This window comes from Anaeromassilibacillus sp. D41t1_190614_C2, from assembly GCF_015558525.1.
Lineage (GTDB): Bacteria > Bacillota > Clostridia > Oscillospirales > Acutalibacteraceae > Anaeromassilibacillus > Anaeromassilibacillus stercoravium.
Genome location: NZ_JADMOD010000010.1, coordinates 74,436 through 99,864 on the forward strand (window position 1 = coordinate 74,436; position 25,429 = coordinate 99,864).

A 25,429-nucleotide genomic window follows, 5' to 3' on the forward strand; every position below is an offset into this window, starting at 1 on the left:
CACAGCAGCAGGCCCCCCTTCTGGACAGACGCAAAAAAGGCGAAGCGCACAGACGCTTCGCCTTTCAGCTTTCCGACGAATGAATTATGCCTGAGCAGGAGCGCCAACCGGGCAAACTTCTGCACATGCGCCGCACTCGGTGCAGGTGTCGGGATCGATCACGAACTTGCCGTCTCCCTCGGAGATTGCGTTAACAGGGCAGCCTGCTGCACATGCGCCGCAGGAAATGCATTCATCACTAATTGCGTATGCCAAAGGTAACACCTCCATTAAGTTTTACAAGCTTATTTTATCACAGAATACCAAAAAAGCAACAGTTTCTTGGATGTCTGGGAAAATTTTCATTGGATCAGCAGAGGGGTGCTGCTATTTTCCGGCGAATCCCGTCCCGGAAGCACCGGGCCTTGGGAAAAACGGCGGATTGCGTTTCCGCCCCGTCCGGCGGGCACGTTTTGCGCCTGAAACGCCACAAAATAGACGTTCCCCATCCGCTCCAAACCTATAAAAATCAGGACGGCTTTGCAAATGCATACAGCAAAGCCGCCCATCGTTTTATTCGGATGTTTCCGCCGGTTGCACCGCACCGGCCTGCGCACTTGGAGCATGCTCCGCTGCTGGGGCCTTCGGGCTCTCGGCCGCCCGGTGTTCCCGCTGCTGGTTGTTGCGGGGGGCGCGTTCCGCCCGGCCTGCGCCTCTGGGCGCCCCGCCGGGCCGTTCATTCCCGCTGCGCTCCTGGCGCGGGGGCCGTCCCTCCCCGGCCTGCTTTGCGTGTTCGCCTTGGCCGCGCGGCGGGCGTCCTTCCCGCTTCGGGGGACGCTCCCGGCGTTCCGACCCCTTGCCGCCCTGCTGCGGCGGGCGCTTCTCGCGGTCCTTCGGCGGCTGTTCGCGGCGCTCGCCCGAATTTGCCTCCCGCTGGGGCCTCTTCTCCACCGGACGCTCCTTGCGCTCCGGCTTCTCCGGCTTTTCTTCCACCGGGTCGAGCACCGCTTCCAGCACAACGACCTCCTCGGTAACCTCCAGCTCCGCTTCCACTTCTTTCTTTTCCGCAGCGCCCTTCCCGCGCAGCAGCTTCACCTGCTTCACATGGAAAGTCTGCGGCGCGGCCTCCGGCGCAGAATCCAAGCGCACCTGCAAATTTCCGGTGATGATGTTCTGGTCCACCACCACGCCCTTGCCCGCCGGGGTCATCACAATGGAATTGACCGCCGGGGTGCGGCGCAGCAGGTCGGCATACGCCTCCTGCTCATACTTCAGGCAGCACATCAGCCGCCCGCAGGTGCCGGAGATCTTGACGGGGTTCAGGGATAGCCCCTGTTCCTTTGCCATCTTGATGGAGACCGGCTGGAACCCGCTCAGGAACGACGAGCAGCAGAACGGCCTGCCGCAGATGCCCAGGCCGCCCAGCATCTTTGCCTCGTCACGCACGCCGATCTGCCGCAGCTCAATGCGCGTGCGGAACACGGACGCCAGGTCCTTGACCAACTCGCGGAAGTCCACACGGCCGTCCGCTGTGAAGTAAAACAAGATCTTGCTGTTGTCAAACGTGTATTCCACGTTCACCAGCTTCATTTCCAATTTATGCGCCGCGATCTTTTTCACGCAGATATCGAACGCGGTCTTCTCTTTGATCGCATTTTCCGCGACCTTTTTCAAGTCGTCCGGGGTTGCGATACGGATGAGCTTTTTCAGCGGCTGGACGATGTCCTCCTCCGCGATTTCCTTGCGCTCCATGGCAACCTCGCCGCATTCCACGCCGCGCGCGGTTTCCACAATCACGTTGTCCCCGATTTTCAGCTCATATTCTTCCGGGTCAAAGTAATACACCTTGCCCATATTTTTAAATCGAACGCCAATTACCTCGGCCATAGATTACCTCCCAACCACCGCAAAACCGATGGCTTTCTTTTCCGAATTCGATCGTGCAACTTTTATGCATGCCGCCCGTGGGACGCGGCCCGCATCCGGGCGCAAAAGGTCGTTACCAACAACGCAGCGTTGGCATTTTGGTCCTGTGCTTTCTGCGCGCTTTGCGCGTATTCCAAAAGGCGCATCAATTGATCCCGCGTCAAGGTGTGCGCCAGTTCCCCGGCCGCCTCCGGCTGGTGCGACAGGCAGGACGCCCCGCCCGCCCGCAGGACGCATGCATCCCGGAACAGCAGGACCAGCTGCTTTAAGATCCGGCGGAACCGCTCCTTGTCCTTGATAAGTGGTGCGGTCAGCTCCAAAAGCTTGGCTTCCCCCGGGGCTGGAATTGCCTGGCAGATGGCCGCAGCAAGCTCCAGATCGGCGGGGTCCGCCTGCTCCTCCCCTTCCAGGGTGAAGAGCTGCGCCCGCGAGCGGACCGTCGGAAGCAGTTTCACCGCCGAAGTCACGGTCAGGAGAAACAGCACCCGGTCCGGCGGCTCTTCAAACACCTTCAAAAGCGCATTCTGCGCCTGTTCGGACATCGTCTCCGCGCCCTCCAATAAAAAGACGCGCAGCGGCGCTTCATTCGGCTTGATGTAGGCATCCGCCCGGATCTGCCGGATGGTATCCACATGGAAGGAGCGCGCCGCCGTGCCGCCGCCCACGATGGTGATGTCCGGGTGCGCGCCTGCCGCCGCCTTGATACAGCCCGGGCAACGGCCGCAGGGCCGCTCCCCCTCGCCCGTGCAGACCGCCGCCTTTGCAATCCACCGCGCCAGTTCGGATTTCCCTGAACCTGCCGGGCCTTCTAAGAGGATCGCATGCGGCAGGCGGGCTTCTTGAAACGCGAGGGAAAGGCTCTGCTTGACCGCCTCGCTACAGCGAATCCCTTCGAAATTCATACTTTTTCAAAACGGTCCACATCCAGCACAAAGATCGTCGCACCGCCCACGGTGACCTCGATCGGCACGGATGTATACATACCTCCGTCCATGGTGGATGCGCTGGGGACAATCTGGGTGCGGCGGCTGCTCTGTTTGCGGATGATGTCGATGACCTGATCGACCTGGCCGTCCTCCACGCCGGAGATAAACGTCGTATTGCCGGCCATCAGGAAACCGCCCGTGGTCGCCAATTTGGTGACGGGGAATCCCTCCTGCGTCAGCGCAGAAGAAACCATGCTGCTATCATCTTTGCTCACGATTGCAAGTACCAGCTTCATCGAAACTCCCTCCGTTCGGTCGGCCGCAAAAGGCGGCCATTTATGTATGACAATGTTTGCACCATATTCACTTGGTTCGATACACGGGCGCGCCAGCCGCATCCATTTGCCAAACAGCGCGGCATTCGCCCCTGCGGAACCCACAGGACCGTCTCTTCCCCGTCTCCGCGAAAGGCCCCTTCCCCCTGCGGGCATCTGCCCGGGAGCAGCGCCAGCAAAGCGGCTAGGAATGGATTCCCTTTCAGAACCTGTGGAAGAAACATTATTTGTATTTTAACACTTTTAGCGAGGAAAAGCCATAGGCGCGCAAAAAGTCCACGGCGTCTTTTGTAATTTCCTCCCCCGGCATCACAACCGGTACGCCGGGAGGACAGGGGCACGCGGGGTCCGCCGCGATCCGCCCAACGCATTTTTCCAACGGGACCGCCTCAGAGGGGGCGAGCACGGCGTCCCGCAGCGGGACCCGTGCGGGCGGCAAGGGGGGCATGCCATCCGTATGGGGCGTGTGGCGGTTTCCAAGGCTCCGGGGCAGCGGGACCGCCGCGCGCGCTTCGCGGTCCGCCAACAGGCGAATGCCCTTTTCCAAGCGCTCAAAGTCGCGCTCCGTGTTAAACGGCGTCGCAATCAGCACGACAAATTGGCTGTCCGCATATTCCGGTTCACACCCGGCGTACCGCAGCAGCTCCGCCGCCGCCTGCCCGGTCAGCTCCGCCGGGGTGACGTCCAAGGTGATGCGCGTCGGGTCCCACCGGCGCGGGTCCTCCCACCAGCCCATGCCGGGGACGTGCAGCCCCACGCGCTCCGCCAGTTTCTTCAGCTCGCGCACACGCGCCTGTAGGCGGGAAAATTCCAGCCGCCCGTTGTCCTCCAGCCAAGCCCGGCACCAATCTAGCGAGGCCATGACCGGGTAGGACGGGCTCGTGGAACCAAACAGCGCCATCGCGCCCTTGGCGTCCCGGACAAACCGCTCGTCCGCGATGTTCAACCATGCGCCGCCGGTCATGACATTGAGCGTCTTGTGCGCAGAACAGGCGGTCATGGAGGCCCCCAGCGCAATCGGATGCAGGATGGGCTCCGTGAAGAAGAGGTGCGCGCCGTGGGCATTGTCCACGAGCAAGGGGATTCCCTGCTCCCGGCACGCTGCGGCAAGCGCGGGGATGTCCGCCAACTCCCCGTAATAATTCGGGCTGGTCACATAGACCGCCCGCACATCGGGGTGCAGGGCCACCGCGTCCACGAGGTCCTCCGGAAGCGCCCAGACGGGTTCCAGGCCCAACAGCGCCATGGCATTCACCGCGGAGCGGTGCACCACGCGGCCGCACAGGATCTTTCCCCCGTTCGGCGCGGCCAGGCGCAGCATCGCCTGGATGCACAACGAGCACCCGCCCGCGGAGAACAACGTCCGCTTTGTGCCAAAAAGCCGCGCGGCGGCCTGCTCCGCGCGCAGGATGGGGCCTTCGGCTTCAAAGAGGCTGTCGGTGTCCGGCAGCTCGGTAAAATCGAGGGATAAGAGGTCGTCCGGAAGGGCTGCGGGGTTGTTTTTGTGGCCGGGCGTATGGAAGGCCGCGCGGTGCAGGGCGCAGTGTTCCATTAGGGCCGTGTAAAGAGGTGTTTCAGACATGGGATGGGTCCTTTCTCATAGATTGTAACATCTTATATTTGTTATAAATAATTACATTTTCGTAATATAAAAAATTTTTGTCCTCATTTTGTTTTCTTGATCGTTGTTAATATATAGAAAAAAATGAACCTGAAAGGAGGGTGGCCGCCTTGAAAAAGTTTTGTGTTTTCTTACTATCGCTATCCTTTTTCATCTTCTTAGCCTCCTGTAACTCCAATGGGCCAAGCAATGAAAGGACGTCAGACGTGGCAGAGTTTGACCCTCTCCTCTTCCTGAACCATTTAGAACAGGCTCCCGCCGCCAATGACAATGAAACAGCATCTGTAACGATCGATGGGATCACCTATCAAATGGTTGCCGAACTGCTCCCTATGAAGGGAACCCTCCATAAAGCTCCTGTGATGCAGGATGACGCTTATTATTTTATGTGGAACGGCCAAATTTTAGATGCAGACCAATACTACAGCTTAACGGCCACCATCACCATTCAAAATTCCACCGAGCAACCTTTTGGTTACAGCTTTGCTTTCTCAAACGCTCAACTGCAAACCGGAACCGGGCTAACGCAAAAAAGCAATCCTCCGGATCTATCCTTAAACGTGGTCCCGCCACATTACTGCGCAGACGTAATTCTGGAATATCCGGTTGCAAAAGGGCCGGGACTGGAAGAAATCACGATAACCTTCCCACATATGGATTATAACCAAATATTCTGGGAGGACTACCGAAATCTGGAGCAAGCGCAACTCTCGCCCGAAGAACTGGCGAACAAATACCAAGATCATATGACACCCATTGCCTTGACCGCAGCAATTGCTGGATAAACGCATCCCGCTTTCTACGCTTTTACGCTTTTGATCGAAAAGCTCGGCGATCTACACATAAAGGATTTGGACGGAAAAGCGCGGTCCCTTTGTGGGGTGCAAGTTTCGCCTCGTCAAAATTTTACTGGGATGGATTTGCCTATGAAGCTCAACAAAACCGGATACTTTTCGCATCCTAAAATTCTTTTGGGGTTTATTCTGTTGATCGTTGCGGCAACAGCCATCTTCCTAACAACCCGGCCGGAAGAGACCCCCTACTCCTTCTTCTCGGAAAGCAACGGCAGTGGACAAACCGACGGCTATATCGGGGACTGGGGCGACGAAATCGCCAGCGCAAAAGTCACCTTAAATTCTGTGGGCCTTTTGGACTTCAGCTCCGCCGTCCAAGCACAGACGGTCATCCACGAATTCGGCCATGCGTTGGGTTTAAAGCATCCGTCCTGTTCGGAGCCCGCTGTTATGCAGGATAACACAAATCTAGCCGCCTACGTTATCCTCGACCACGACGTCGAGTCTCTTCAGGCGATCTATGAATAGGAGGGGAATCAACATGATGAAAAAGTTCTTTACCACTTTGTGTATGGCCATCCTGTTAGCGGCAATGGTTGTAATTCCCAGCGTACATGCTGAAGAAAGGCCCCTCGAAGATTTGCCTATTTGTAAAATTGATGGGTTTATGGTCGCAATGCCAGAAACATTAGAGGGATTGGAAGACGGAAGTTCCTGTATTGTGAAGGCAATCCGCTCCGAGGATTCGGAAAACTTCCCGCCAAGTGATGAAGCCAATGGATTTACCCGTTCCACGCTCACGATTACCAAATCCTTTAAAGGCGACTTAAAAGAGGGAGACACGATCCCGTTTGCAGAATGCTATTGTATTCGGAAAAACAAAATGGGAGAGCCACAGCTGGTATGCTATTTTGGACACGCCCCTCTCCTTCCGGGACGGGAATACATTCTCTTCATTGGACTCCCAGAGGTTTCCTTAATGGAAAATAAGCCTTGGACTGGAACATATTGCACCGCATTCCCTGGCATTTCACATTATATAATCCCTTCAGACGATGAAATCGATGACCTCTTCATCCCTGATAATGAAATCTACAGAAAACTTTATCCGGCAGTGTTGAAGAAGTATAACACATAAGAAGCTTTCTTTTCAGGGAGGCCACGACGTCGAGTCTCTTCAGGCGATCTATGAATAGGAGGGGAATCAACATGATGAAAAAGCTCTTTATCTCCCTGTGTCTGGCCATCCTACTGACGGCAACGATTGTGCTTCCAAGCGTACATGCTGAGGAAAGGAATTTGGAGAATCTTCCTATTTGCACAATTGATGGGTTTATGACCCCAGGACCAGAGACCTTTAAAGAATTGGAAGACGGAAGCTCCTGTATTGTGAAGGCGGTCCGCTCCGAGGATTCGGAAAACTATCTTCCGACGGACGACACCACCGGCTTTACCTTATCCACCCTCACGATTACAGATTCCTTTAAAGGAGACTTAAAGGCCGGGGACACGGTACCATTTATAGAAACGTATTATATTGATACACCTTCTAGCGGAGAACGCCGGTTACACTGTTATTTTGGCCACCGGCCGATTCTGCCGGGGCACGAATATATTCTCTTCATCGGTCCGTCAAACGTCTTCTATGACGAAAACAAACCTTGGAGTGGGACATATTCCACCTCCTACTTCGGCCTTTCCCAATATGCCGTCCCTTCCGGAGAAGAGGGTTCCGCAGACGCGTCCATCCCCAGCCGCTTCGTCCCTAACAGCGAACTTTACAGGGAATTTTATCCAGCAGTGTTGAAGAAATATAACACATAAGAAGCTTTCTTTTCAGGGAGGCCAAAGCGGGCCGTCATGCAGCTAACTACAGCTACGGCCCGCTTACGTCATTCTGGACCACGATGTTGAGTCGTTGCAGGCGATCTATGAATAGGAGGGGTATCAACATGATGAAAAAGCTTTTTATCTCCCTGTGTATGGCCGTCCTGTTGACGGCAATGGTCATGATTCCCAGCGTACATGCTGAGGAAATGGATATCCAAAGCTTGCCGTTTCATTCGATCGAAGGTTTTATCGTAAACGAACCAGAAACCTTTGCGAGCCTTGTAGAGCGGTCTCCCTATATTGTAAAAGGCGTTCTATCGGATGCGAAAAATTACCTGCCCATTGAGGATGATCCGGAGTACATATCGACAACGGGATTTACGCACTCCACCCTCACCATCACGGAGTCCTTCAAAGGGGACTTAAAAGCTGGGGACACCATCCCCTTTATAGAAGGCTACTTTATCCAAGAGGATCTTCATGGAAACCCGTCCGTTGTCTCCTATTTTGGACACCAGCCCATTATACAAGGGCGGGAATACATTCTTTTCATTTGTCCAGGAAATCACGCAGCGGACGTTGGCCGGCCATGGAGCGGGGCATTTTCTGAAACGCATCCCTGGTGCGCCAGCTTTGCTGTCCCTGAAGACGGCGAACTCGTCCTCCCTGAACATCTGAGTGCCCAGGGTGAAGAGCAGTATGCCGCATGGTATCAGTCCGCACTGGAGCGTTATGATGCTTAAAGGAAAAGTCATTCTTTCGAATAACTGGGAAAGGAACTCATAAGAAGCTTTCTTTTTTTAGGGGCGCTATGATTCGATCTGCAAAGGCAAAAATCATGATGGAGTTACACCTATGGAGCCCAACAAAACCGGATGCTTTTCGCATCCTAAAATTCTTTTGGGGTTCGTTCTGTTGATCGTTGCAGCAACAGCCATCTTCCTAACAACCCGGCCGGAAGAGAACCCCTACTCCTTCTTCTCGGACAGCTTTGGCCTGGCCTTGCCGGAGCACACGGAGGTCCTGTTCGAAGAAGATACCTATGGCGCTATGGGCGACGGATACCGGCTTTATGCTTTTTCGCTCCCGCCCAGCGAACGGGACGCATTCCTCTCCCAGGGCGCTATGGCGCGCTGGTCGCCCCTCCCGCTGCCAGAGGACGTTGCGCACTCCTTGCGGCAACGAGTGCAGGCCATTGGTTCGCTCCCCGGCAAAGAACTGGCGAGGGACCTCTTCCGTGAGAGTGGGAACCGGCAGGGATTCTACTGCATTCTTTCCTCGTGGCATAAACAGCCTGGAGCCGGCTGAACCATGCGCATTTTGACCAAGATATCCCCTTGTTTCAAAACATCGTCGTGGGCATGGTCGATTTGCAGGACAATGCCATCTATTATTATTCCTGGAATCAGTAAAAATAGGCCATCCCCATTTTAAATGATTCATGAGGAAAAGCTGCGGCTTTCTCGCAAAGGCCGTCCGCCTTTCCGACGGCCCTTTGAAACTCCCGCCCCGCAATCCAAACGCAGGCTACAAGAATTGTAGCACACATAAGCACATCTGGACAGCGCTCCCGGGCGGAAAGACCGTCCGGGAGCGCTGTTCCTTTCGAACCATTGCCCGGCCTAACAGAGAAAGGCTACTAGCATTTCTATGCAATCGCATTCCTGCCAACTGAAAAGCGGCCTATCCGCCCATATGACGGACAGCTCCTTCCTTTCAAAATTGCCCGCTTGCCCATGTAGTCCCCGCCGTAGGCGCGAAAGACACTGCGTGTCCGGGCAAGAAAGCAAAATTCCCAGCCGCCTGCCCGCGTAGTCCTCGCCGTAGGCGCGAAAGACACTGCGTGTCCGGGCAAGAAAGCAAAATTTCCAGCCGCCTGCCCGCGTAGCCCTCGCCGTAGGCGCGAAAGACACTGTGTGTCTGCGAAAGGCACTGTGTGCCTAGACATGGAGCGGCCCTTTTTTCAATATAAATGGAAATAGGAGGCGATGGACATTTCGGCGTGAGAATTTATCACATGTGTCCCTTTTTGTCAAAATTCTTCGTTGTTAATGAGCAAAAGAAAATTTTGGGCAAAAAACAGCGATGCCTATTTTCGTTTCGTACAACCGTCGGCCGGCAGGGATTGTCCCTCTGCCGTTCCGCTGCGGAATCTGTCCCGCCTTTTCCTACAAACTCCATCGCTATCAGACGGCCGCCACGTGCGGCAAAAACGCCAGACGTCCTCGGGAGGGGGAGCCATGAATCCATTCGGAATCTTTGTTTGCATTTTATGGGGAACCGTCGCCCTTTTCAGCGTCCTCTCGTTTGTGACGGTTGTACATAACAACCGCCGGAACCTCAAACGCGCACAGGCCGTGGTGATCGGAAAGAACGTTTCCCCCTCCGGCCGCACCAGCACAGCGCGCGCCTCGGATGCGAAAACGGACTATATCATCCTGTTTTCCATCGGCGGGGTGACCCGTTCCCTGTTTGCCGGGCAGGCGCTCTATACGGATTTACAGGTGGGCGACCACGGCACCCTCTCCTACCGGGACGGCCGGGTGGTCGGATTCACGCGCGCGGCATAGCGGCGGCCCTCTTGACCCGCCGTGGGATACCTCCCGGGATTCCATCTGCCGGAGCGGGCCCTGCGGGAAACGGTTTTCTTCTTTTTTGCTCTAAAACACTCTTCCGGCTCCGCCGCCGGGGATAGGCGTTACCGGTTGATGGAGCGCGCCATGCGGCGGTAGGTGTGGCGGATGCCCTTGATCGCGGCCGAATAAGCCATAATGTTCTCCGGCAGCGCCATGCCGATATAGCCCGCGTCGCCCAGATGGTGCATATCGGTGCCGGTCATCTTACACATGAGGGCGATCTGCCGGATGGTCTGCTGGTCCGCGCCCTCCTGGGACGTCCCCACCGCGGTGAGGGTCAACAGGCCCAGGGAATGCGCATAGCTGACCAGCTCGCGGATATACTCCATCGTCACGCCCGGCACCGTCCCCGGCGCGGGCAGGAGGATCACATCTGCGCCCGCATCGGCAAATTCGGAAATGTCCTCGCGGGTAATGATTCCGCGCCCCGCCTCGGAGAGGATGCCTGATGCGTGCATCTTGCCAGCCACCAGGATCACCTTGTCGCCCAGCTCCGGCGCAATCGCCTTGAGCGAAGCCGTGATCGCTTTGTTCTGGACGCCGATGCCCGGGTTGCCCGTCAAGACAATCATGTCCGCGCCCATGGAGACGGCGGTCTTGGCGTTTTGCAGGCTCGCCCTGCGGCCGTTCGTCAGGCTCCAGATGTCCTCATCCGAACCCGCGGAGAAGGATTGCTCGGCGGGCTCGAGGTTCACCGCAATCAGGCGCCCGGTCAGGCGCTTGATCTCCCGGATGGTGTCCTTCGGCTCCACCTTCGGCAGGCCCCAAATTTGGGGCTCGATCACATCGAACATGTTCAGGATGACCACGTCCGCGCCCATGGCGCAGACGAACTCCGCGTTTGTGATGTTGCCCAGCATGGGCTGCACCGCGCCGATCGTCTCACATGCCAATATGCGTCCCTCGCTCATGGCGATGGATTTCAGGATTTGGTCTTTGTTCATGGATTCCAGATCCGTGGTATTGCAGTCCAACAGTCGTTTTAACATGGCATATTCCTCCTTGAAAACAGGAAGGGCGGATGGTTCCCATCCGCCCCCATTTTTGTCTATCGCTCTTTTCAGCATTCCCCAAAGGGGCCGCTGTTAACCGGCTATTTGCATCAGATGCCGAGCAACGGCTTGATCGCCGCTTCCAGCTTCCCAACGATCTCCTCCGAGGCCGCCTGGCCGTCACCCTTGGCGGAGAGGTAAATCTTGATCTTCGGCTCCGTGCCGGACGGACGGACAATCACCTTGCTGCCGTTCTCCAGCCGGTATTCCAGCACATTGGACTTCGGCAGGGAGATTTCGCTTTCCGCGCCGCCGTCATAGCGCTTGCTCGCCTCGTAATCGGACCAGCCGGAGACCTGATAGCCCGCGATTTCCGCCGGCGCATTGGCGCGCAGGGTGTCCATGATGCGGTTCATGGTCTTCATGCCGTCCTCGCCCTCAAAGGCAAAGTTCAACAGGCCGTTCTTGTAATAGCCATGCTTTGCATAGAGTTCGTTCATCGCGTCGACCAGGGTCTTGCCCTGCTGCTTGTAGTAGTACGCCATCTGGCAAATCAGCATGCTCGCGTCCACCGCGTCCTTGTCGCGCACATAGCCGCCGGAGAGGTAGCCATAGCTCTCCTCAAAGCCAAAGATGTAGCGCTCCGGGTGGCCGGCCGCTTCCAGGGAAGCGATCTGGTCGCCGATGTATTTAAAGCCCGTCAGCACGCGGCGCATCTCGATGCCGTATTCCTTGGCCACGGCGTCCGCCATGTCGGTGCTGACGATGGTGGTGACCGCCACCGGGTCCTTGGGCATCTTGCCGTTTTTGATGCGCGCCTGTGCGATGAAGTCGAGCAGCAGAACGCCGACTTCATTGCCGCTCATCAATACATATTCGCCGTTCTGGTTGACGGCGATGCCGCAGCGGTCGCAGTCCGGGTCGGTCGCGACCAGCAGGTCGGCCTGCACCTTCTGGGAGAGCTCCAAGCCCTTCTGCAACGCCTCTTTGACCTCCGGGTTCGGGAACGGGCAGGTTGTGAAGTGGCCGTCCGGCATCTCCTGCTCCGGGACGACGGTCACATCGTCCACGCCGATCATGTCGAGGATGCGCGTCACACAGACGCGGCCGGAACCGTTCAGCGGCGTATAGACCACCTTCAGGCCCTTGCAGGGCTCCGGGATCACGCTCTGGTTCAGCACCTCCTGCAAGAAGGCGTTGATCACTTCATCCTTAATATAGCTGATGCGGCCTTCCTTTACGCCGTCTTCAAAGCTCATGCGCTTCACGCCTTCGAAGACGTCCGTCCTGGCGATTGCGTCGGAGACCTCCTTCGCCATCTCGCTGGTGATCTGGCAGCCGTCGCTGCCGTAGACCTTATAGCCGTTGTATTTCGCGGGGTTGTGGCTCGCCGTCACGCAGACGCCCGCATCGCACTTCAGATAGCGCGTTGCAAAGGAGAGGGTCGGCACCGGGGAAAGCCACGGATAGATGTGCGCGTGGATGCCGTTTGCCGCCAAAACTGCCGCAGTCTCTTTCGCAAATACATCGGACTTGATGCGGCTGTCGTAGGCAATCGCCACATTCGCGTTGCGCACATGGGCGTTCAAATAATCCGCAAGGCCCTGGGTGGCCTTGCGCACAATATAGACGTTCATGCGGTTGGTGCCCGCGCCGATCACACCGCGCAGGCCCGCTGTACCGAAATCCAGGTTGCAATAGAACCGGTCGTTGATCTCTTCCGGCTGGTCGCGGATTGCCTCAAGCTCCGCCGTCAAATCGGGGTCATCCAACTTCTGGGCCAGCCATCTCTCGTATTCACTCATCATTTAATCCCCTTTCAATTTGTAAAGCTCTATCTAGGATTCCCGCTCCAGCGGGAATTTATTGGTATCCATGTATAGAGTACCATGTGTTTTTCCCGCTGTCAACCGGCTTGCACCGCGGAACCCTCTCTGCGCGGGCGGCCTCCAAAACCGCGCCCCGCCCGTGCCTGCAAGCATGGGGAAGCATCTTCCGGCGGCCTCTTTTTTCAAGCATCGCGCCGCTCAAAGGCGGACGATATTCGTCACAATCCCCGCCTTGGTGATGTCGATGATCCCATACGTCCCCATGCTGCCGTGTAAGCTCCCCGGATTCAGGATGTACAATCCATCGTCGTATTCCGCCAGCGCCTGGTGCGTATGGCCAAACAGCACAATGTCGGCCTTTTTCTCCCTGGCCGCACAGCACACATTATACAATCCGTATTTTACATTATGTGTATATCCGTGTGTATAAAAAATTTTCTTCCCTTCCAGGGTGATCTCCGCATCGACCGGCAGGTCGCACCCCCAATCGCAGTTGCCCCGCACCTGCAAAAAGGTTTTCTCGGGAAATTTTGCTTTGACCATTTCTGCTTCATCCGCGCCGTCGCCCAGATGAATGACCACCTCGGCCTTCGGCTGGCGGAGCACCGCTTGTTCCAGTGCATACTGGTCCCTGTGGGTGTCCGATACTACTAAAATTCGCATGTAAATTCTTTCCCTTCCCTTATGGCGGGCCCGGACAGGCCGAACCGCATTCCGATTTGTATCATATACTATCTTATACCGACATATATTATTGATGACCCATCAAGCAATATCCGCTTGTCATCAAAAAAGGAGTGGTCGAACGATGGCAGTCAATCCGCCGAATGCAGAGCAGGCAAAGATGCTCAACAACCTATTGAAAAGCCTCAGCCCTGCTGACACAGCAAAGCTGAACCAGATCCTAAACGATCAGGAAGCCACCAGCCGCGTGCTGAGCACGCCGCAGGCACAGGAGCTTTTGAAAAAACTGACCGGCAAGGGTTGAACCCCCGGTCCCCGCGCAAGCCGCACGGCACACCCAGAAAGGAGGGAACGCGATGGACGACTTAACCGGAAAAATCAGCGAACTGCTGCAAAATCCAGCCATAGCGAGCCTTCTCAGCCAGTTCGGTGCGCCGCAGGGAGAGACGCCGGAAGCGCAGCCAGAAAGCGCTCCGCCTGCCCCGCCGCCCAGCGTCCCACAGGCATCCGCACAGGGGATCCCCCTCTCCGGCCTGGGGCTGGACGGCGATATGCTCCAAACCGTCATGAAACTCGCCCCGCTGCTCTCCAGCCTAAACCAGGAGGACGACAGCACCCGCTTCCTGCATGCGCTGCGGCCCATGCTCAGCAACGAGCGCCAGACCAAGCTGGACCAGGCGTCAAAAATCTTGCAGCTCATGCGGATGCTCCCTCTCCTGCGCAGCCAAGGCATCCTTTAGCCCCGGCGGGCCCCCGCCTTCCCCGGCCGCTTAGCCGCCGGACGGAAATGGGACGCCCCACGCGGCGCCCGTTTCCCGTCGGTCTGTCCAGCGTTTGCCAAGCGTGCATCCCGAAGGGGCAACCGGTGAGGGAGCCATCGGGCGGCCAATCCCCTTTTTATGCGCTCGATTCTTGCGGGCCGTCCCCACAGGGCGCTTCTTGCGCTGCCTGTGAAACGGCGCCGCGTCCATTGGAGGTGGTGAGATGGCGGTCAGCGACAGCGAAATGAACCGGATGCAGCAGGATGCCATCCGCCGCGTTCGCGAGATGCAGGCGCGCGCCATGCAATACCAGTCCGGCGGGCAGCCGGAATCCCGCCGCAGCGATACACACGCGCAGCAGCGGCAAACTGCCCCATCCGCGCGCAATGCCCCCGCCGAACGGCGGGAAACGCCCGGCGCACAAGGACAGCATGCGCCGCAAAACACAGCCGCGCACGCGGACCGTTCCCAGCACCCGCAGCAGTCCGCACATGCTTCCCCGGGGGCATCGTCCTCCGGCCGGGAAGCCGCGGCCTCCAACCAGCGGCAGGCGCAGCCGCCCAAGGCACAGCCGGCGGTTTCCGCCCCGCCAGCAGCCGTGCGGCCCGCCAATCCCGTGACGGACATCTTCCAGATGCTCTTCCGGGACAGCGACCGGACATTGCTCCTCGCGCTGATCCTGATCCTCAGCGAGGAAAAGTCCGATCCCGGCCTGCTGTTCGCCCTGCTGTATATCGCGCTGTAACATGTATCGCGAAAACCATCAAGAACCACGGGTAATGGTTGCCCGTGGTTCTTTTCTTATTGCTCTTCCTCCAAAGACCGGATGGCAGAAATATAGTACTCCTGGGTGGATGGGTCCTGCGTCAGCTCATACTCCATGTATTTGGTCGGCGTGGGCCCTTCCAGCGTGCTGCTGGTCTGGTTGCGCCATTCGTCGCTCGGGGACACGTACCCCACGCGCAGGTACACCTTGCCGCCGCTCCTCCGCTCGCTCTCCGTATAGGGGGTATAGCTGCTGTCCGAGCTGTACAGCGCCACATGGAATTCATTCTGCACGGAGTCGTATTCAAAGAACGTCTCCTCCGCCGGGGTCTTGGGCTGCAATTGGCAGTCCGGCCCAAAGAGCGCGCGGCAGGCGTCCACCACGTCTCCCAGGGGCACCAATGCACGCCCGGCCTCGTCGTATTCCGTGTAGTTTGTCCCGTTGTTGGCCGTGATCGTCTTCCAAAGGGAAGCGTTCAGGATAAAGTCCTCGTTTGCCTCTTCGATGGATTCAAATGGGGCCGGGTCCTGCATGACCACCGGCGTGAGGAAGGTATCGTACGCGCGCAGCTGGGAATCGTCCGTCACCGTGGTGTAGATCCGGTTGCCGATGGTGCCGGCGATAAACACGACGCCCACCAGCGCCAGCAGGAGCACCAGGGAGCCCACCACCACGCCATAGCGCCTGCGTCCCTTTTTGCGGGCAGGGCGCTCCGGCAGGGAGGGGATCTCCGCCTCTTCTTCCTCCAGCGCCCACTTGGTCAACAGCGCGTCGTCCTCGTCTGCATCCGGATAAAAATCGTCGATCTCCGTCGCATCGTCCTCGGTCGAGGAAACGGTCGGCCGCTCGGCAAACGCATCGCGGTAGTCCGCGGTAAAGTCCGCGATCTTCTCCTTGCGCCGCTTTCCCGCGGCGGGCGCTTTTTCCTGCTCCGTGTTCTTCTCCTGGGCAGTTTCCGCCTTTGGGTGCTTGCGCGCCCGGTTCTTTCGATTTTCGAGTTGGTTATTCATGTATCCTCTCCGTATGATTATCTATATTATATACTTATCGGATTTGCCCGTCCCCCATGATGATGAACTTCGTGGAGGTCAGCTCGCGCACGCCCATGGGCCCGCGGGCGTGCAGCTTCTGGGTGGAGATGCCGATCTCCGCGCCGCAGCCGAATTCGCCGCCGTCGGTAAAGCGCGTGGAGGCGTTGACATAGACCGCCGCTGCATCCACCCGCTCCGTAAACGCGCGCGCATTCGCATAGTCGTTCGTGATGATGGCCTCGCTGTGCCCGGACGAATACGCCGCAATGTGCGCGAGGGCGTCCTCAAAGGAATCCACCACTTTGACCGCCAGGATGTAGTCGAGGTATTCGCGGCCCCAGTCCTCTTCTTCGGCTGGCACCACGCAGTCCCCCAGGATCGCGCGCGTCCGTTCACAGCCGCGCAGCTCCACCTGCTTCTCGTCCAGGCGCGCTTTGATCGCCGGCAGCGCCTGCTCCGCAATGTCCTGATGGACCAGAAGCGTCTCCATCGCATTGCAGACCGACGGGCGGGAGGTCTTGGCGTTAAAGACGATGTTGGCCGCCATATCGATGTCCGCGGAGGCGTCCACATAGACGTGGCAATTCCCCACGCCGGTCTGGATCACGGGGACATGGGAATTCTCCACCACGGAGCGGATCAGCCCTGCGCCGCCGCGCGGGATGAGCACGTCCAGGTAATCGGTCAGGCCCATCATCTCGATGGAGGATGCGCGCGTGGTGTCCTGCACCAGCTGGATGCAGTCCGCGGGCAGCCCGGCTTCTTCCACCGCCTGGCGCATCGCCTCAGCCACTGCCGTGTTCGAATGGATGGCCTCCTTCCCGCCGCGCAAAATGACGGCGTTGCCCGCCTTCAAGCAGAGCGCTGCCGCGTCCGCCGTCACGTTGGGGCGCGCCTCGTAGATGATGCCGATCACGCCGAGCGGCACGCGCACGCGCTGGATCTGCAGGCCGTTGGGACGGACAAACCCGCTCACCACCTGCCCGATCGGGTCCTCCTGCGCCGCCACCTCGCGCACTCCCTGCGCCATCCCGGCAATGCGGGCAGAGGTCAGCGCCAACCGGTCCAACATGCTTTTGCGCATCCCGCTCTCCCGCGCCGCTTGCAGGTCCTTTTCGTTTGCGGCCAAAATCTCCGCCTCGTGCGCTTCAATGGCGTCCGCCATCTTCAGAAGGGCCGCGTCCTTTTTGGCCCCGGCCACCGCCAGCGCACGCGCCGCCTCCTTTGCCTTCTGTCCCATTTGCTCTAAAATCGTCATGAAATCCACCTCTTTATTCCCGGGACGGTGCCCGATTTTATTTTACTGCTTTCCAGTGCCGAAAACTGTCCCAATCTGCTCGCCATCGAAAAGATGGTACAGGTTTTTGGGATTCGCACCGCTCATCACGCAGCAGCAGATGCCCGCTTCGTTGGCAATCGCCGCCGCGCTGACCTTGGTCCGCATGCCGCCCGTGCCGCGGTTGGAGCCGGTGCCGCCCGCCAGCGCGATGACCTCCGGCGTGACCTCGCGCACAAACGGGATGCGCTTTGCATTGGAATCCGCGCGGGGGTTGGCATCGTACAGGCCGTCGATGTCGGTCAGGATGACCAGCAGGTCCGCGTCGGTCAATTTGGCCACAATCGCGGAGAGCGTATCGTTGTCGCCGATCTGCATCCCGACCAGCTCGTCCACGGCGACGGTATCGTTCTCATTGACCACCGGGATGATGTTCATCGCGATCAGCTCCTGGAACGTGTTGATGACGTTCTGTTTACTGTGCGGGCTGGACACAACATCCCCGGTCAACAACACCTGCGCCACCGTGCAATTGTACTCGCCAAAGAATTTGTCGTACATGAACATCAGCTCACACTGCCCAACGGCTGCAAGCGCCTGCTTTTTCTCCGTCTCCTGCGGCCGTTCTGTCAGCCCTAATTTGCCCACGCCCACGCCGATCGCGCCGGAGGTCACCAGAATGATCTCCCGGCCGGAATTTTGCAGATCGCTGAGCACCTTGCACAGGGACTCCATCCGCCGCAAATTGATCTTGCCGTTTTCATAGGTCAGGGTGGAGGTACCCACCTTGACCACAACCCGCTTTGCCTGTGTGATTGCCGACATATTGTATATCCTCTTTTCCCTCAAGTTTTCCATGTTCTTGGATGGCATACGCCCGCCGCGCATAGCTCCAGCTGCCAGGGGGATGGCTCCGCCCTTTGTAGGGAACCTGCGCTGCCAGCGAAAGCCATTTACATCTATTATAGCATGTCTGGCGCACAGAATAAAGCCGGATTTCGACACGGAATGCATTCGCGATGGATTCCTTTTGCAGGGCAGCCCTATCTTATGGCCATACCGCCCACCGGTGCAGATTTTTATAAAACGGGCCGGCTGCGACAACAACAGCCGGCCCGCTTCCCATGCGGTTTCTTCTTTTGCGCGTGCGAAACCCCAAAAGGCAATCCCCTGTTTTGCCGCGCCCTGCCAAACGCCTTACGGCTTTTCCACATCCAGCAACTGCGACGTGCAATGCGGGCAGCGGGTCGCGTCGATTGCAATTTCCGTCCTGCAATACGGGCACTTCTTCGTCGTTGCCGCGGCGGGCGCCTCCTCTTTTTTATGGGCCAAGGAGGCCAACTTGTTCATCCCCTTGAGCAGGCAGAACAGCACGAACGCCATAACCAGGAAATTCACCACAGCGGTGAGGAAGCTGGACGCGAAGCTTGCAACGTCCTGCAAGGTGTATGTCGCGCCGCCCGTGACCAGGTTCAAAATCGGGTTGATAAAATTATCCGTCAGGGAGGTGACGATCCCGGAAAACGCACTGCCGATGATTACGCCGACCGCCATGTCCATCACGTTTCCGCGAAGCGCAAAGGTCTTAAACTCCTGCATAAATTTTTTCATAGCTCCTGATTCCCTTCTTTTGGATTTCCTCCACTATAACACAGGAAGGCTGTCTGGGAAAGGGGATCGCGCGGATTTTGTCGAAAGGTAGCAAGATTGTAACCGGTTGCAGGCCGCCCGGCGAAAAAAAGAAGGGCCTTCCCACGCCGTGTGGCCTGCTCGTGGCAGCCAAGGGCCTTCCTTTAAAATACCTTTAAGAAACATAAAAAATCAGGGGCAGACTGTAAATCTGCCCCTGATTTTGCTTGCTTCATGGACTCACGGGAACAACGCCCGGAAAAGTCATTCAAACGAAATGGAAGATTCTGTTCCATTCACACGGCCGGAACCGGTGGAATGAACCGGCCAGCCTACAGAGCCAACTTTCCCACCAACAAGCAGACGCTTTGCATATGCATCCGGATCATCCTCAATTTCTGCTTCTGTGACAAATACGGTTACATCAAGATCGGTAACAGTGCAATTCGTGATGGGTTCGCTTCCTGAACCTTCATAGCCAACAATGCCGCCCACTTGCTGTGAAGGAATCCCTTCTTTACCACCTTTGACAGAACCGCCTATAACATGACAATTATCAATCGTCGCACTTCCAGTGGTAATATAGCCAGCAATCACTCACACTCTTGCAAGCGTAGAGTTTGTTGATCCATTCATACGGCCCCACACGTCGGGTTCCTCAACCTTCAGATTGCGAATGACACCGGCATCCTCATGACCGGTCTGCCCCTTGACCCAGCCGAACAATCCGGTCTGCACATTCGTGGGATTATGAATCGTCAATCCGGTAATGGTATAGCCCTGTCCGTCCAGGTTACCCCAGAATTCGTCGCAATTTGTGTTGCTATCCGGCGTCCAACCGATCGGCATCCAGCCCCGGTCTTCGGTCCAACCCTGTTCTGCCCAAGTTTCGCCGTAGTAGCCCGTCAGGTCGATATTGCGGCCGATCTCAAAGTAATAGAAATCGCCCCTTGTCGACGAGCCCATATACTTGCGCACATTGTCCAGCTGGCGGGCGTTCATAATCAAAAACGGATTTTCTTTCGTGCCGTCGCCGCTGTCAAAGTCCTTGCTGGTATCGTCCACATATGCGTCCTCCTCCACTGTGAAGGCCGCCGCCGTGTCCTCGCCCTGATACGTGACGGTCCCGTCCTCTGCCAGGGTGATGGTATATGTCTCGTCCATATTTGCCGGGCGGTATCCGGTGCCTTCCAGCTCGCTGGCGGCCGGCTTCAGGTCAACTGAACCCGGCGCGGCTTCGATCGCGCGGTCGACTTCTTTTACCAAGGTGCGCGTACCGTCCACCGTTTCATAATAGACCTTAACGGTAGCCTGGACCTGCGTTTCGCCGCCCTCTTCTCCGCCTTCTCCTTCAGAGGGAGAATCGCTCCAGCCGGGCAGCGGTGCCTGGCTTGCACCCTCGTCCACCTGGCCGGCATTGACATACAGGGCTGCATGGAAATGCTGCCCCTGGCTCTCGTTGCCAACCGTTTCCGGCAACCATGCCGCCACAATGTAAGAATCCTTTTCCCCTGCTTTGAGGATTTCCGGCACGGCATAGTCCGAAGGCTTGCCGTCCTTCCACAGGGTCACGGTACCGTCGATGTCCCCGTCCCCTGCGCCGTTGTCAATCGGCTGAAGCGCGTAGCCGTCCGCCGTCTCTGCCACCCGGTACAGCTGGATATGCAGCACCCCGCGCAGATCGTTTTGGCAGGCAATCTCCGGCTCGTCCTCATCCACCTGGACGCCGCCCGTGCCGTTTTCCACAATATTGGGGATCGTATGTCCATATGGGAGGTCCGGATCGCTGCCCTTTGCCTGCTCCCGGATCGCCAAATTGACGCGTGCAGGAAGCGTCCCCTTGTTTTCCACATTCACCTGATAGAAATACAGCGGGACACCTTCAAAGCCTTCCTGGTTTTTATTGGTGATGACCCCGTCTTCATCCATTTGGAACGCATCGCGCAGCTGATCAATGGTCAGCGGGCGAAGGTTGGTGAAATTCAAGGGCACAACCTCTTCAGTGTTGCCCTCTGTCAAATCGACATCCAACACGCCGGCTTGAAAATTCGAACCGACCCGTTCGGCATCCATATACCAAGCAAAGGTGGTCCCTCCCAACAGCGTCAACACAAGCAAAAACGAGACAATCGATAAAACGAGATGCCTTTTTGTCTTGTCCATCCTCTCACGCTCCTTCTGCAACTGCCGCCCTCAACCTAAACGGAGGACGGTATAACTCATGTTTATTATACGCCATTTCCCCCATCTGTTACAAGTATTTATCCGAAGAAAAAGCAAAGGATTTCCAAAAATTTTGTACGGCTTGGCTATCTTTTGGTAAAACATCGATATCCAGGGCCATCAACCGCCGTCCCGATTGGGGAACGGGCCTTGCATACAACCGCCCTTTGCCCGGGAAAGAATCCCCAAAGGGTGCAAAAAGGCCGCCCCGGGAAGCTCCCAGGGCAGCCAGTTCCTGCCTTCTTATTTATTGGGCTTCTTATTGGTATTGGCGATAAACCCGTTGCTGGCGCGCGGGCGGTCGTCTCTGCGGCGGAAATGCCCTCCGTCGCGGCGCTCCGGGCGGCGCGGGGAATCCGAGATCGTGTTCTCCGGCACCAGGCCCTCCACCTCGATCAGCGCATCGCGTCGGGAGAGGTTCAAACGGCCCTTGTCGTCGATCTCCAGCACCTTGACCATGACCTCGTCGCCCACGTTGACGACGTCCGTCACCTTCTCGGTGCGCTTCACATCCAGGCGGGAGATATGCACCAGGCCCTCCTTGCCGGGGGCGATCTCTACAAATGCGCCGAAGTCCATAATGCGCGTGACCTTGCCATTGTAGATGGCGCCCGGCTCCGGATCGTTGACAATGGTGTCCACAATCGTCAGTGCGCGCTGGCAATTGTCCTTATCGAGGCCGGAAATAAACACATGGCCGTCCTCTTCCACATCCATCTTGACGTCGCACTCGGCGCAGATCTTCTGGATGACCTTGCCGCCGGAACCGATGACCTCGCGGATCTTGTCCACCGGGATCACAGTGCTCATCATCTTCGGCGCATACTTGGAGAGCTCCTTGCGCGGCTCCGGAATGCACTTGAGGATGATCTCGTCGATGATATAGTTGCGGGCCTTGTGGGTCTTTTCCAGCGCTTCCTTGACCATCTCCGGGGTCAGGCCGCTGATCTTGAGGTCCATCTGGATGGCGGTGATGCCCTCCTTGGTGCCCGCGACCTTGAAGTCCATGTCGCCGAAGAAGTCCTCCACGCCCTGGATGTCCACCATGGTCATCCAGCGCTCGCCCTCTGTGATGAGGCCGCAGGAGATGCCGGCCACCGGCGCCTTGATCGGCACGCCGGCCGCCATCAGCGCCAGGGTGGAACCGCAGATGGACGCCTGGGAGGTGGAACCGTTCGAAGAAAGCACCTCGGAGACCAGGCGGTATGCATACGGGAATTCCTCCACCGACGGGATCACCGGCACCAGCGCGCGCTCTGCCAATGCGCCGTGACCGATTTCACGGCGGCCCGGGCCGCGGCTGGGCTTCGTCTCACCGACGGAGTAGGACGGGAAATTGTACTGGTGGATATAGCGCTTGAACTCCTCCTCGTCGATGCCGTCCAGCATCTGCTGGTCGCTGACCGGCCCGAGGGTCGCTACAGTGAGCACCTGCGTCTGGCCGCGGGTGAACATGCCGGAACCGTGCACGCGCGGGAGCAGGTCGATCTCTGCCGCAAGCGGACGCATCTGGTCCATCTGACGGCCGTCCACGCGCTTCTGCTCGTCCAGCAGCCAGCGGCGGACAATGTATTTCTGGGTGCGGTACATGCATTCCTCGATCTTGGCCTCCTGCTCGGGGTAGATCGGGTCGAACTTCTCATGCACCTTCTCATAGATCGGCTTGAGGCGTTCGTCGCGGACGTTCTTGTCGTCCGTATCGAGGGCGTACTTCACGTCCTCCATAGCAAACTCTTTGATGGCATTGAGCATCTCTTCGTCCGGCTCGTTGCTCGGATAGCTGAACTTCTCCTTGCCGATCTCCTTCTGGATGCCCTTGATGAACTCGATGATCTTCTGGTTGGCCTCGTGGCCCGCCATGATGCCGTTGTACATCTCCTCGTCGGTGACGATCTTTGCGCCCGCCTCGATCATGGCGATGCGCTCGTCCGTGGACGCGACGGTGACGGCCATACGGCTCTTTTCACGCTGCTCCGAGGTCGGGTTGATGATATATTCGCCGTCGATCAGGCCGACGGATACGCCGGAGATCGGGCCGTTCCACGGGATGTCGGAGATGGTCAGCGCGATGGAGGTGCCGACCATGGCGGCGATCTCGGGCAGGCAATCGTGGTCCACGCTCATCACGGTGCAGACGACGGAGACGTCGTTGCGCATGTCCTTCGGGAACAGCGGGCGGATCGGGCGGTCGATCACGCGGGACGTCAAAATCGCCTTATCGCTCGGGCGTCCCTCCCTCTTGAGGAAGGAACCGGGGATCTTGCCCACCGCATAGAGCTTCTCTTCAAAGTCCACGGAAAGCGGGAAGAAATCCACGCCCTCGCGCGGCTTCGCGGAAGCGGTCACCGCGACATGCACCACGGTGTCGCCGTAGCGGACCAGGCATTCGCCGTTTGCGAGCTGCGCCATCTTGCCGGTTTCAATCACCAGCGGACGTCCGGCAAAATCCGTTTCAAACGTTCTGAAATTTTCAAACATCTTGTCTCCTCCTAGAATCAGAAATGCATGGTTCTCTCATCTTGCCCCGGAAAGCCCACCGGCAACCGGCAAAAATGGCCGTCCGGCCCTTTCCAAGGGCGTCTGTCAATCTGTCCATTGGGTTGCAACCCCTTCGGGAGGAAACAGGTTTAGCAATGAAACCAGCCCCGCGCCGGGCGCGGCGTTCGTTTCACGGCTAAGGCCTGCACTTCCCATCGGGATCGGGCAAACAGGCGGCAACCGGCGCTTGACGCGGCGGCGCCTCCCTCTGCCTGAACGCGCAGAAGGGCAGACGGCAAAATGCCGCCTGCCCCAGCCAATGTTTTCTTATTTACGGATGCCGAGCTTGGCAATGATCGTACGATAGCGCTCGATGTCCACACGCATGAGGTAGTTGAGCAGGTTTCTTCTCTGGCCAACCATCTTCAGCAGGCCGCGGCGGGAGTGATGGTCCTTCTGATGGATCTTCAAATGCGCCGTCAGATCGTTGATTCTCTTGGTGAGGACTGCGATCTGGACTTCCGGGGAACCGGTGTCGCCCTCGTGCATCGCATATTCCTGGATAATGGCTGTCTTTTCTTCTTTCAGCATGTGCTTTTCCACCTTTTCTAAAATTTGGGGGCAAACCCCTTTTCTATGCGCCCATATTCACAGTAGCAGGCCGGTGTCTGCCCGACCGGGCTTACCCCTGCAACCGGGAATAGGGTAGCCTCGCACGCCCCATATTTCCGGGGCAAAACTACAGGTATTATACCACGGGCATTTCCTTTTGTAAATATGCGGAAATGATCTTTTTTGCCGTCTCCGCGTTTTGCAGGATGTTGTTCTGAAGCTCTTCGATCCCGCTGAATTTCTTCTCCGGGCGAATGAAATCGATCAGGTCCACGCGGATATTTTCCCCGTACAGCTCCTCGCCGTGGTATTCGGGGATCCATGTCTCGCTCAGCGGCGCGTCCGCGCCGACGGTCGGCTTCACGCCGACGTTTGTGACGCCGTAATAATCGCCGTCATTCAGGCTGACCAGGGAGGCGTATACGCCGAAGCGCGGCAGCACAAAGCCCTCGGTGAAGACCTGGTTGATGGTCGGGGTGCCCATGGTGCGGCCCAGCTGCCGGCCGCGCACAATCTCGAAATCGTAGCCGAACGGCCGCCCCAGCAGACGCTCCGCAGCCGCCACATCCCCCTGCTGCACCAGCGCGCGGATGCGGGTCGAGCTCACAGTCTCGCCGTCCACCTCCACCGCGGGCACGATTTCACAGCCGATGCCGCGCTCCTCGCAGAGCGCCTGGAGCATCTCCGGCGTGCCCGCGCCCTTGTAGCCAAAAGTGAAGTTAAACCCGCAGCAGACCTTCCAGGCGTGGCAGACCCGCACCAGGACTTCGTCCACAAACTGCTCCGGGCTCATGGTCCGGATCGCCGCGAAGCGCAGGGAATACACCTGCTGCACGCCCATCCGCTCCAACAGGTGGAGCTTTTGGCGTTTGGTGACCAGCTGCCCGCCGGATTTCCCGCCCAGCTCCTCGAGCGGGTCCGCAAAGGTCAGCACGGACGGCGTCAGGCCCGGCGCACACGCCGCGCGGATCACACGCCGGTGCCCCAGATGCAGGCCGTCAAAGCAGCCGAGAGCGACCGCGGCCCGCGGCGCGCCCGGAGTCAAATCATGGTATACGTTCATAGATGGTTCCTTTATCTCCCTGCCCGTCCGCCGGCAGC

General features: G+C 57.9%; 26 protein-coding genes and 1 pseudogene. 10 read left to right on the forward strand and 17 right to left on the reverse strand.

All coding sequences use genetic code 11. The features are described from left to right. Positions 1-84 precede the first annotated feature (84 nt). The 5 genes and pseudogenes from I2G69_RS09110 to I2G69_RS09130 form a co-directional block, all read right to left on the reverse strand. The gene (locus tag I2G69_RS09110; protein ID WP_054324474.1) at positions 85-255 is read right to left on the reverse strand and encodes a DUF362 domain-containing protein; all 171 of its coding nucleotides are present in this window, start codon (positions 253-255) and stop codon (positions 85-87) included. Between the two features lie 750 nt (positions 256-1,005). Beyond that, positions 1,006-1,866, reverse strand: a pseudogene (locus I2G69_RS14270) (PSP1 domain-containing protein); the annotation flags it as partial. 62 nt (positions 1,867-1,928) lie between these two features. Continuing rightward, a complete protein-coding gene (locus I2G69_RS09120) occupies positions 1,929-2,807 on the reverse strand; it encodes a DNA polymerase III subunit (RefSeq protein ID WP_195560674.1) in 879 nt (292 codons plus the stop codon). Further along, positions 2,804-3,127 carry a cyclic-di-AMP receptor gene (locus I2G69_RS09125; protein WP_087234392.1) on the reverse strand — a complete coding sequence of 108 codons (324 nt, stop codon included), beginning with the start codon at positions 3,125-3,127 and terminating at the stop codon, positions 2,804-2,806. The genes I2G69_RS09120 and I2G69_RS09125 overlap by 4 nt, the downstream gene beginning before the upstream one ends. A gap of 262 nt (positions 3,128-3,389) precedes the next feature. Then, the gene (locus I2G69_RS09130; RefSeq protein WP_195560675.1) at positions 3,390-4,748 is read right to left on the reverse strand and encodes an aminotransferase class I/II-fold pyridoxal phosphate-dependent enzyme; all 1,359 of its coding nucleotides are present in this window, start codon (positions 4,746-4,748) and stop codon (positions 3,390-3,392) included. A 245-nt stretch (positions 4,749-4,993) separates the two neighbouring features. Between I2G69_RS09130 and I2G69_RS09135 the strand changes: the two genes are divergently transcribed. From I2G69_RS09135 to I2G69_RS09165, 7 genes are all read left to right on the forward strand, one after another. Continuing rightward, entirely contained in the window at positions 4,994-5,572 is a 579-nt protein-coding gene (locus I2G69_RS09135; protein WP_195560676.1) for a hypothetical protein, read from the forward strand. A 141-nt stretch (positions 5,573-5,713) separates the two neighbouring features. Beyond that, the gene (locus I2G69_RS09140; RefSeq protein ID WP_195560677.1) at positions 5,714-6,109 is read left to right on the forward strand and encodes a matrixin family metalloprotease; all 396 of its coding nucleotides are present in this window, start codon (positions 5,714-5,716) and stop codon (positions 6,107-6,109) included. A 13-nt stretch (positions 6,110-6,122) separates the two neighbouring features. Next, positions 6,123-6,719: a hypothetical protein gene (locus I2G69_RS09145; RefSeq protein WP_087234385.1), complete on the forward strand. Its 597-nt coding sequence runs from the start codon at positions 6,123-6,125 to the stop codon at positions 6,717-6,719. A gap of 71 nt (positions 6,720-6,790) precedes the next feature. Beyond that, on the forward strand, positions 6,791-7,405 hold the full coding sequence (locus I2G69_RS09150; RefSeq protein WP_195560678.1) for a hypothetical protein: 615 nt from the start codon (positions 6,791-6,793) through the stop codon (positions 7,403-7,405). A 128-nt stretch (positions 7,406-7,533) separates the two neighbouring features. Continuing rightward, positions 7,534-8,154 (forward strand): hypothetical protein, encoded by a 621-nt coding sequence (locus tag I2G69_RS09155; RefSeq protein ID WP_195560679.1) that lies wholly within the window; start codon positions 7,534-7,536, stop codon positions 8,152-8,154. A 112-nt stretch (positions 8,155-8,266) separates the two neighbouring features. Then, positions 8,267-8,719, forward strand: a complete 453-nt coding sequence (locus I2G69_RS09160; protein WP_087234378.1) for a hypothetical protein — start codon at positions 8,267-8,269, stop codon at positions 8,717-8,719. Positions 8,720-9,651: 932 nt separating this feature from the next. Continuing rightward, on the forward strand, positions 9,652-9,981 hold the full coding sequence (locus I2G69_RS09165) for a DUF2500 family protein (RefSeq protein ID WP_195560680.1): 330 nt from the start codon (positions 9,652-9,654) through the stop codon (positions 9,979-9,981). A gap of 128 nt (positions 9,982-10,109) precedes the next feature. Here I2G69_RS09165 and I2G69_RS09170 read toward each other — a convergent pair whose 3' ends face one another. The 3 genes from I2G69_RS09170 to I2G69_RS09180 all read right to left on the reverse strand — a co-directional run bounded on the left by I2G69_RS09170 (position 10,110) and on the right by I2G69_RS09180 (position 13,531). Then, complete coding sequence (locus I2G69_RS09170; RefSeq protein ID WP_191441489.1) at positions 10,110-11,036, reverse strand: DUF7916 family protein; 927 nt, start codon at positions 11,034-11,036, stop codon at positions 10,110-10,112. A gap of 113 nt (positions 11,037-11,149) precedes the next feature. Continuing rightward, positions 11,150-12,844: a phospho-sugar mutase gene (locus tag I2G69_RS09175; protein WP_191441490.1), complete on the reverse strand. Its 1,695-nt coding sequence runs from the start codon at positions 12,842-12,844 to the stop codon at positions 11,150-11,152. A 222-nt stretch (positions 12,845-13,066) separates the two neighbouring features. Further along, positions 13,067-13,531 (reverse strand): metallophosphoesterase family protein, encoded by a 465-nt coding sequence (locus I2G69_RS09180; RefSeq protein ID WP_191448907.1) that lies wholly within the window; start codon positions 13,529-13,531, stop codon positions 13,067-13,069. Between the two features lie 145 nt (positions 13,532-13,676). Here I2G69_RS09180 and I2G69_RS09185 point away from each other — a divergent pair, with 145 nt between their 5' ends. From I2G69_RS09185 to I2G69_RS09195, 3 genes are all read left to right on the forward strand, one after another. Beyond that, positions 13,677-13,856, forward strand: a complete 180-nt coding sequence (locus tag I2G69_RS09185; RefSeq protein ID WP_087234366.1) for a hypothetical protein — start codon at positions 13,677-13,679, stop codon at positions 13,854-13,856. 52 nt (positions 13,857-13,908) lie between these two features. Further along, positions 13,909-14,292 carry a hypothetical protein gene (locus I2G69_RS09190; protein ID WP_195560681.1) on the forward strand — a complete coding sequence of 128 codons (384 nt, stop codon included), beginning with the start codon at positions 13,909-13,911 and terminating at the stop codon, positions 14,290-14,292. Between the two features lie 244 nt (positions 14,293-14,536). Then, on the forward strand, positions 14,537-15,058 hold the full coding sequence (locus tag I2G69_RS09195) for a hypothetical protein (RefSeq protein ID WP_195560687.1): 522 nt from the start codon (positions 14,537-14,539) through the stop codon (positions 15,056-15,058). A gap of 56 nt (positions 15,059-15,114) precedes the next feature. Here I2G69_RS09195 and I2G69_RS09200 read toward each other — a convergent pair whose 3' ends face one another. The 9 genes from I2G69_RS09200 to ribF form a co-directional block, all read right to left on the reverse strand. Beyond that, a complete protein-coding gene (locus I2G69_RS09200; RefSeq protein ID WP_087234361.1) occupies positions 15,115-16,089 on the reverse strand; it encodes a hypothetical protein in 975 nt (324 codons plus the stop codon). A 34-nt stretch (positions 16,090-16,123) separates the two neighbouring features. Continuing rightward, the gene (locus tag I2G69_RS09205) at positions 16,124-17,368 is read right to left on the reverse strand and encodes a glutamate-5-semialdehyde dehydrogenase (protein WP_195560682.1); all 1,245 of its coding nucleotides are present in this window, start codon (positions 17,366-17,368) and stop codon (positions 16,124-16,126) included. A 42-nt stretch (positions 17,369-17,410) separates the two neighbouring features. Beyond that, entirely contained in the window at positions 17,411-18,211 is an 801-nt protein-coding gene (gene proB, locus I2G69_RS09210; protein ID WP_087234357.1) for a glutamate 5-kinase, read from the reverse strand. Positions 18,212-18,583: 372 nt separating this feature from the next. Beyond that, positions 18,584-18,997, reverse strand: a complete 414-nt coding sequence (gene mscL / locus I2G69_RS09215; RefSeq protein ID WP_191406030.1) for a large conductance mechanosensitive channel protein MscL — start codon at positions 18,995-18,997, stop codon at positions 18,584-18,586. Between the two features lie 282 nt (positions 18,998-19,279). Further along, a complete protein-coding gene (locus I2G69_RS09220; RefSeq protein WP_191448905.1) occupies positions 19,280-19,612 on the reverse strand; it encodes a hypothetical protein in 333 nt (110 codons plus the stop codon). Next, positions 19,613-21,178, reverse strand: coding sequence for a TasA family protein (locus tag I2G69_RS09225; protein ID WP_195560683.1), 1,566 nt, complete (start codon positions 21,176-21,178; stop codon positions 19,613-19,615). 303 nt (positions 21,179-21,481) lie between these two features. After that, positions 21,482-23,716 carry a polyribonucleotide nucleotidyltransferase gene (locus I2G69_RS09230; RefSeq protein WP_191405462.1) on the reverse strand — a complete coding sequence of 745 codons (2,235 nt, stop codon included), beginning with the start codon at positions 23,714-23,716 and terminating at the stop codon, positions 21,482-21,484. 327 nt (positions 23,717-24,043) lie between these two features. After that, positions 24,044-24,307, reverse strand: a complete 264-nt coding sequence (gene rpsO / locus I2G69_RS09235; RefSeq protein WP_087235083.1) for a 30S ribosomal protein S15 — start codon at positions 24,305-24,307, stop codon at positions 24,044-24,046. A gap of 157 nt (positions 24,308-24,464) precedes the next feature. After that, the gene (gene ribF / locus I2G69_RS09240) at positions 24,465-25,391 is read right to left on the reverse strand and encodes a riboflavin biosynthesis protein RibF (protein WP_191441496.1); all 927 of its coding nucleotides are present in this window, start codon (positions 25,389-25,391) and stop codon (positions 24,465-24,467) included. Between the last annotated feature and the right edge of the window lie 38 nt (positions 25,392-25,429).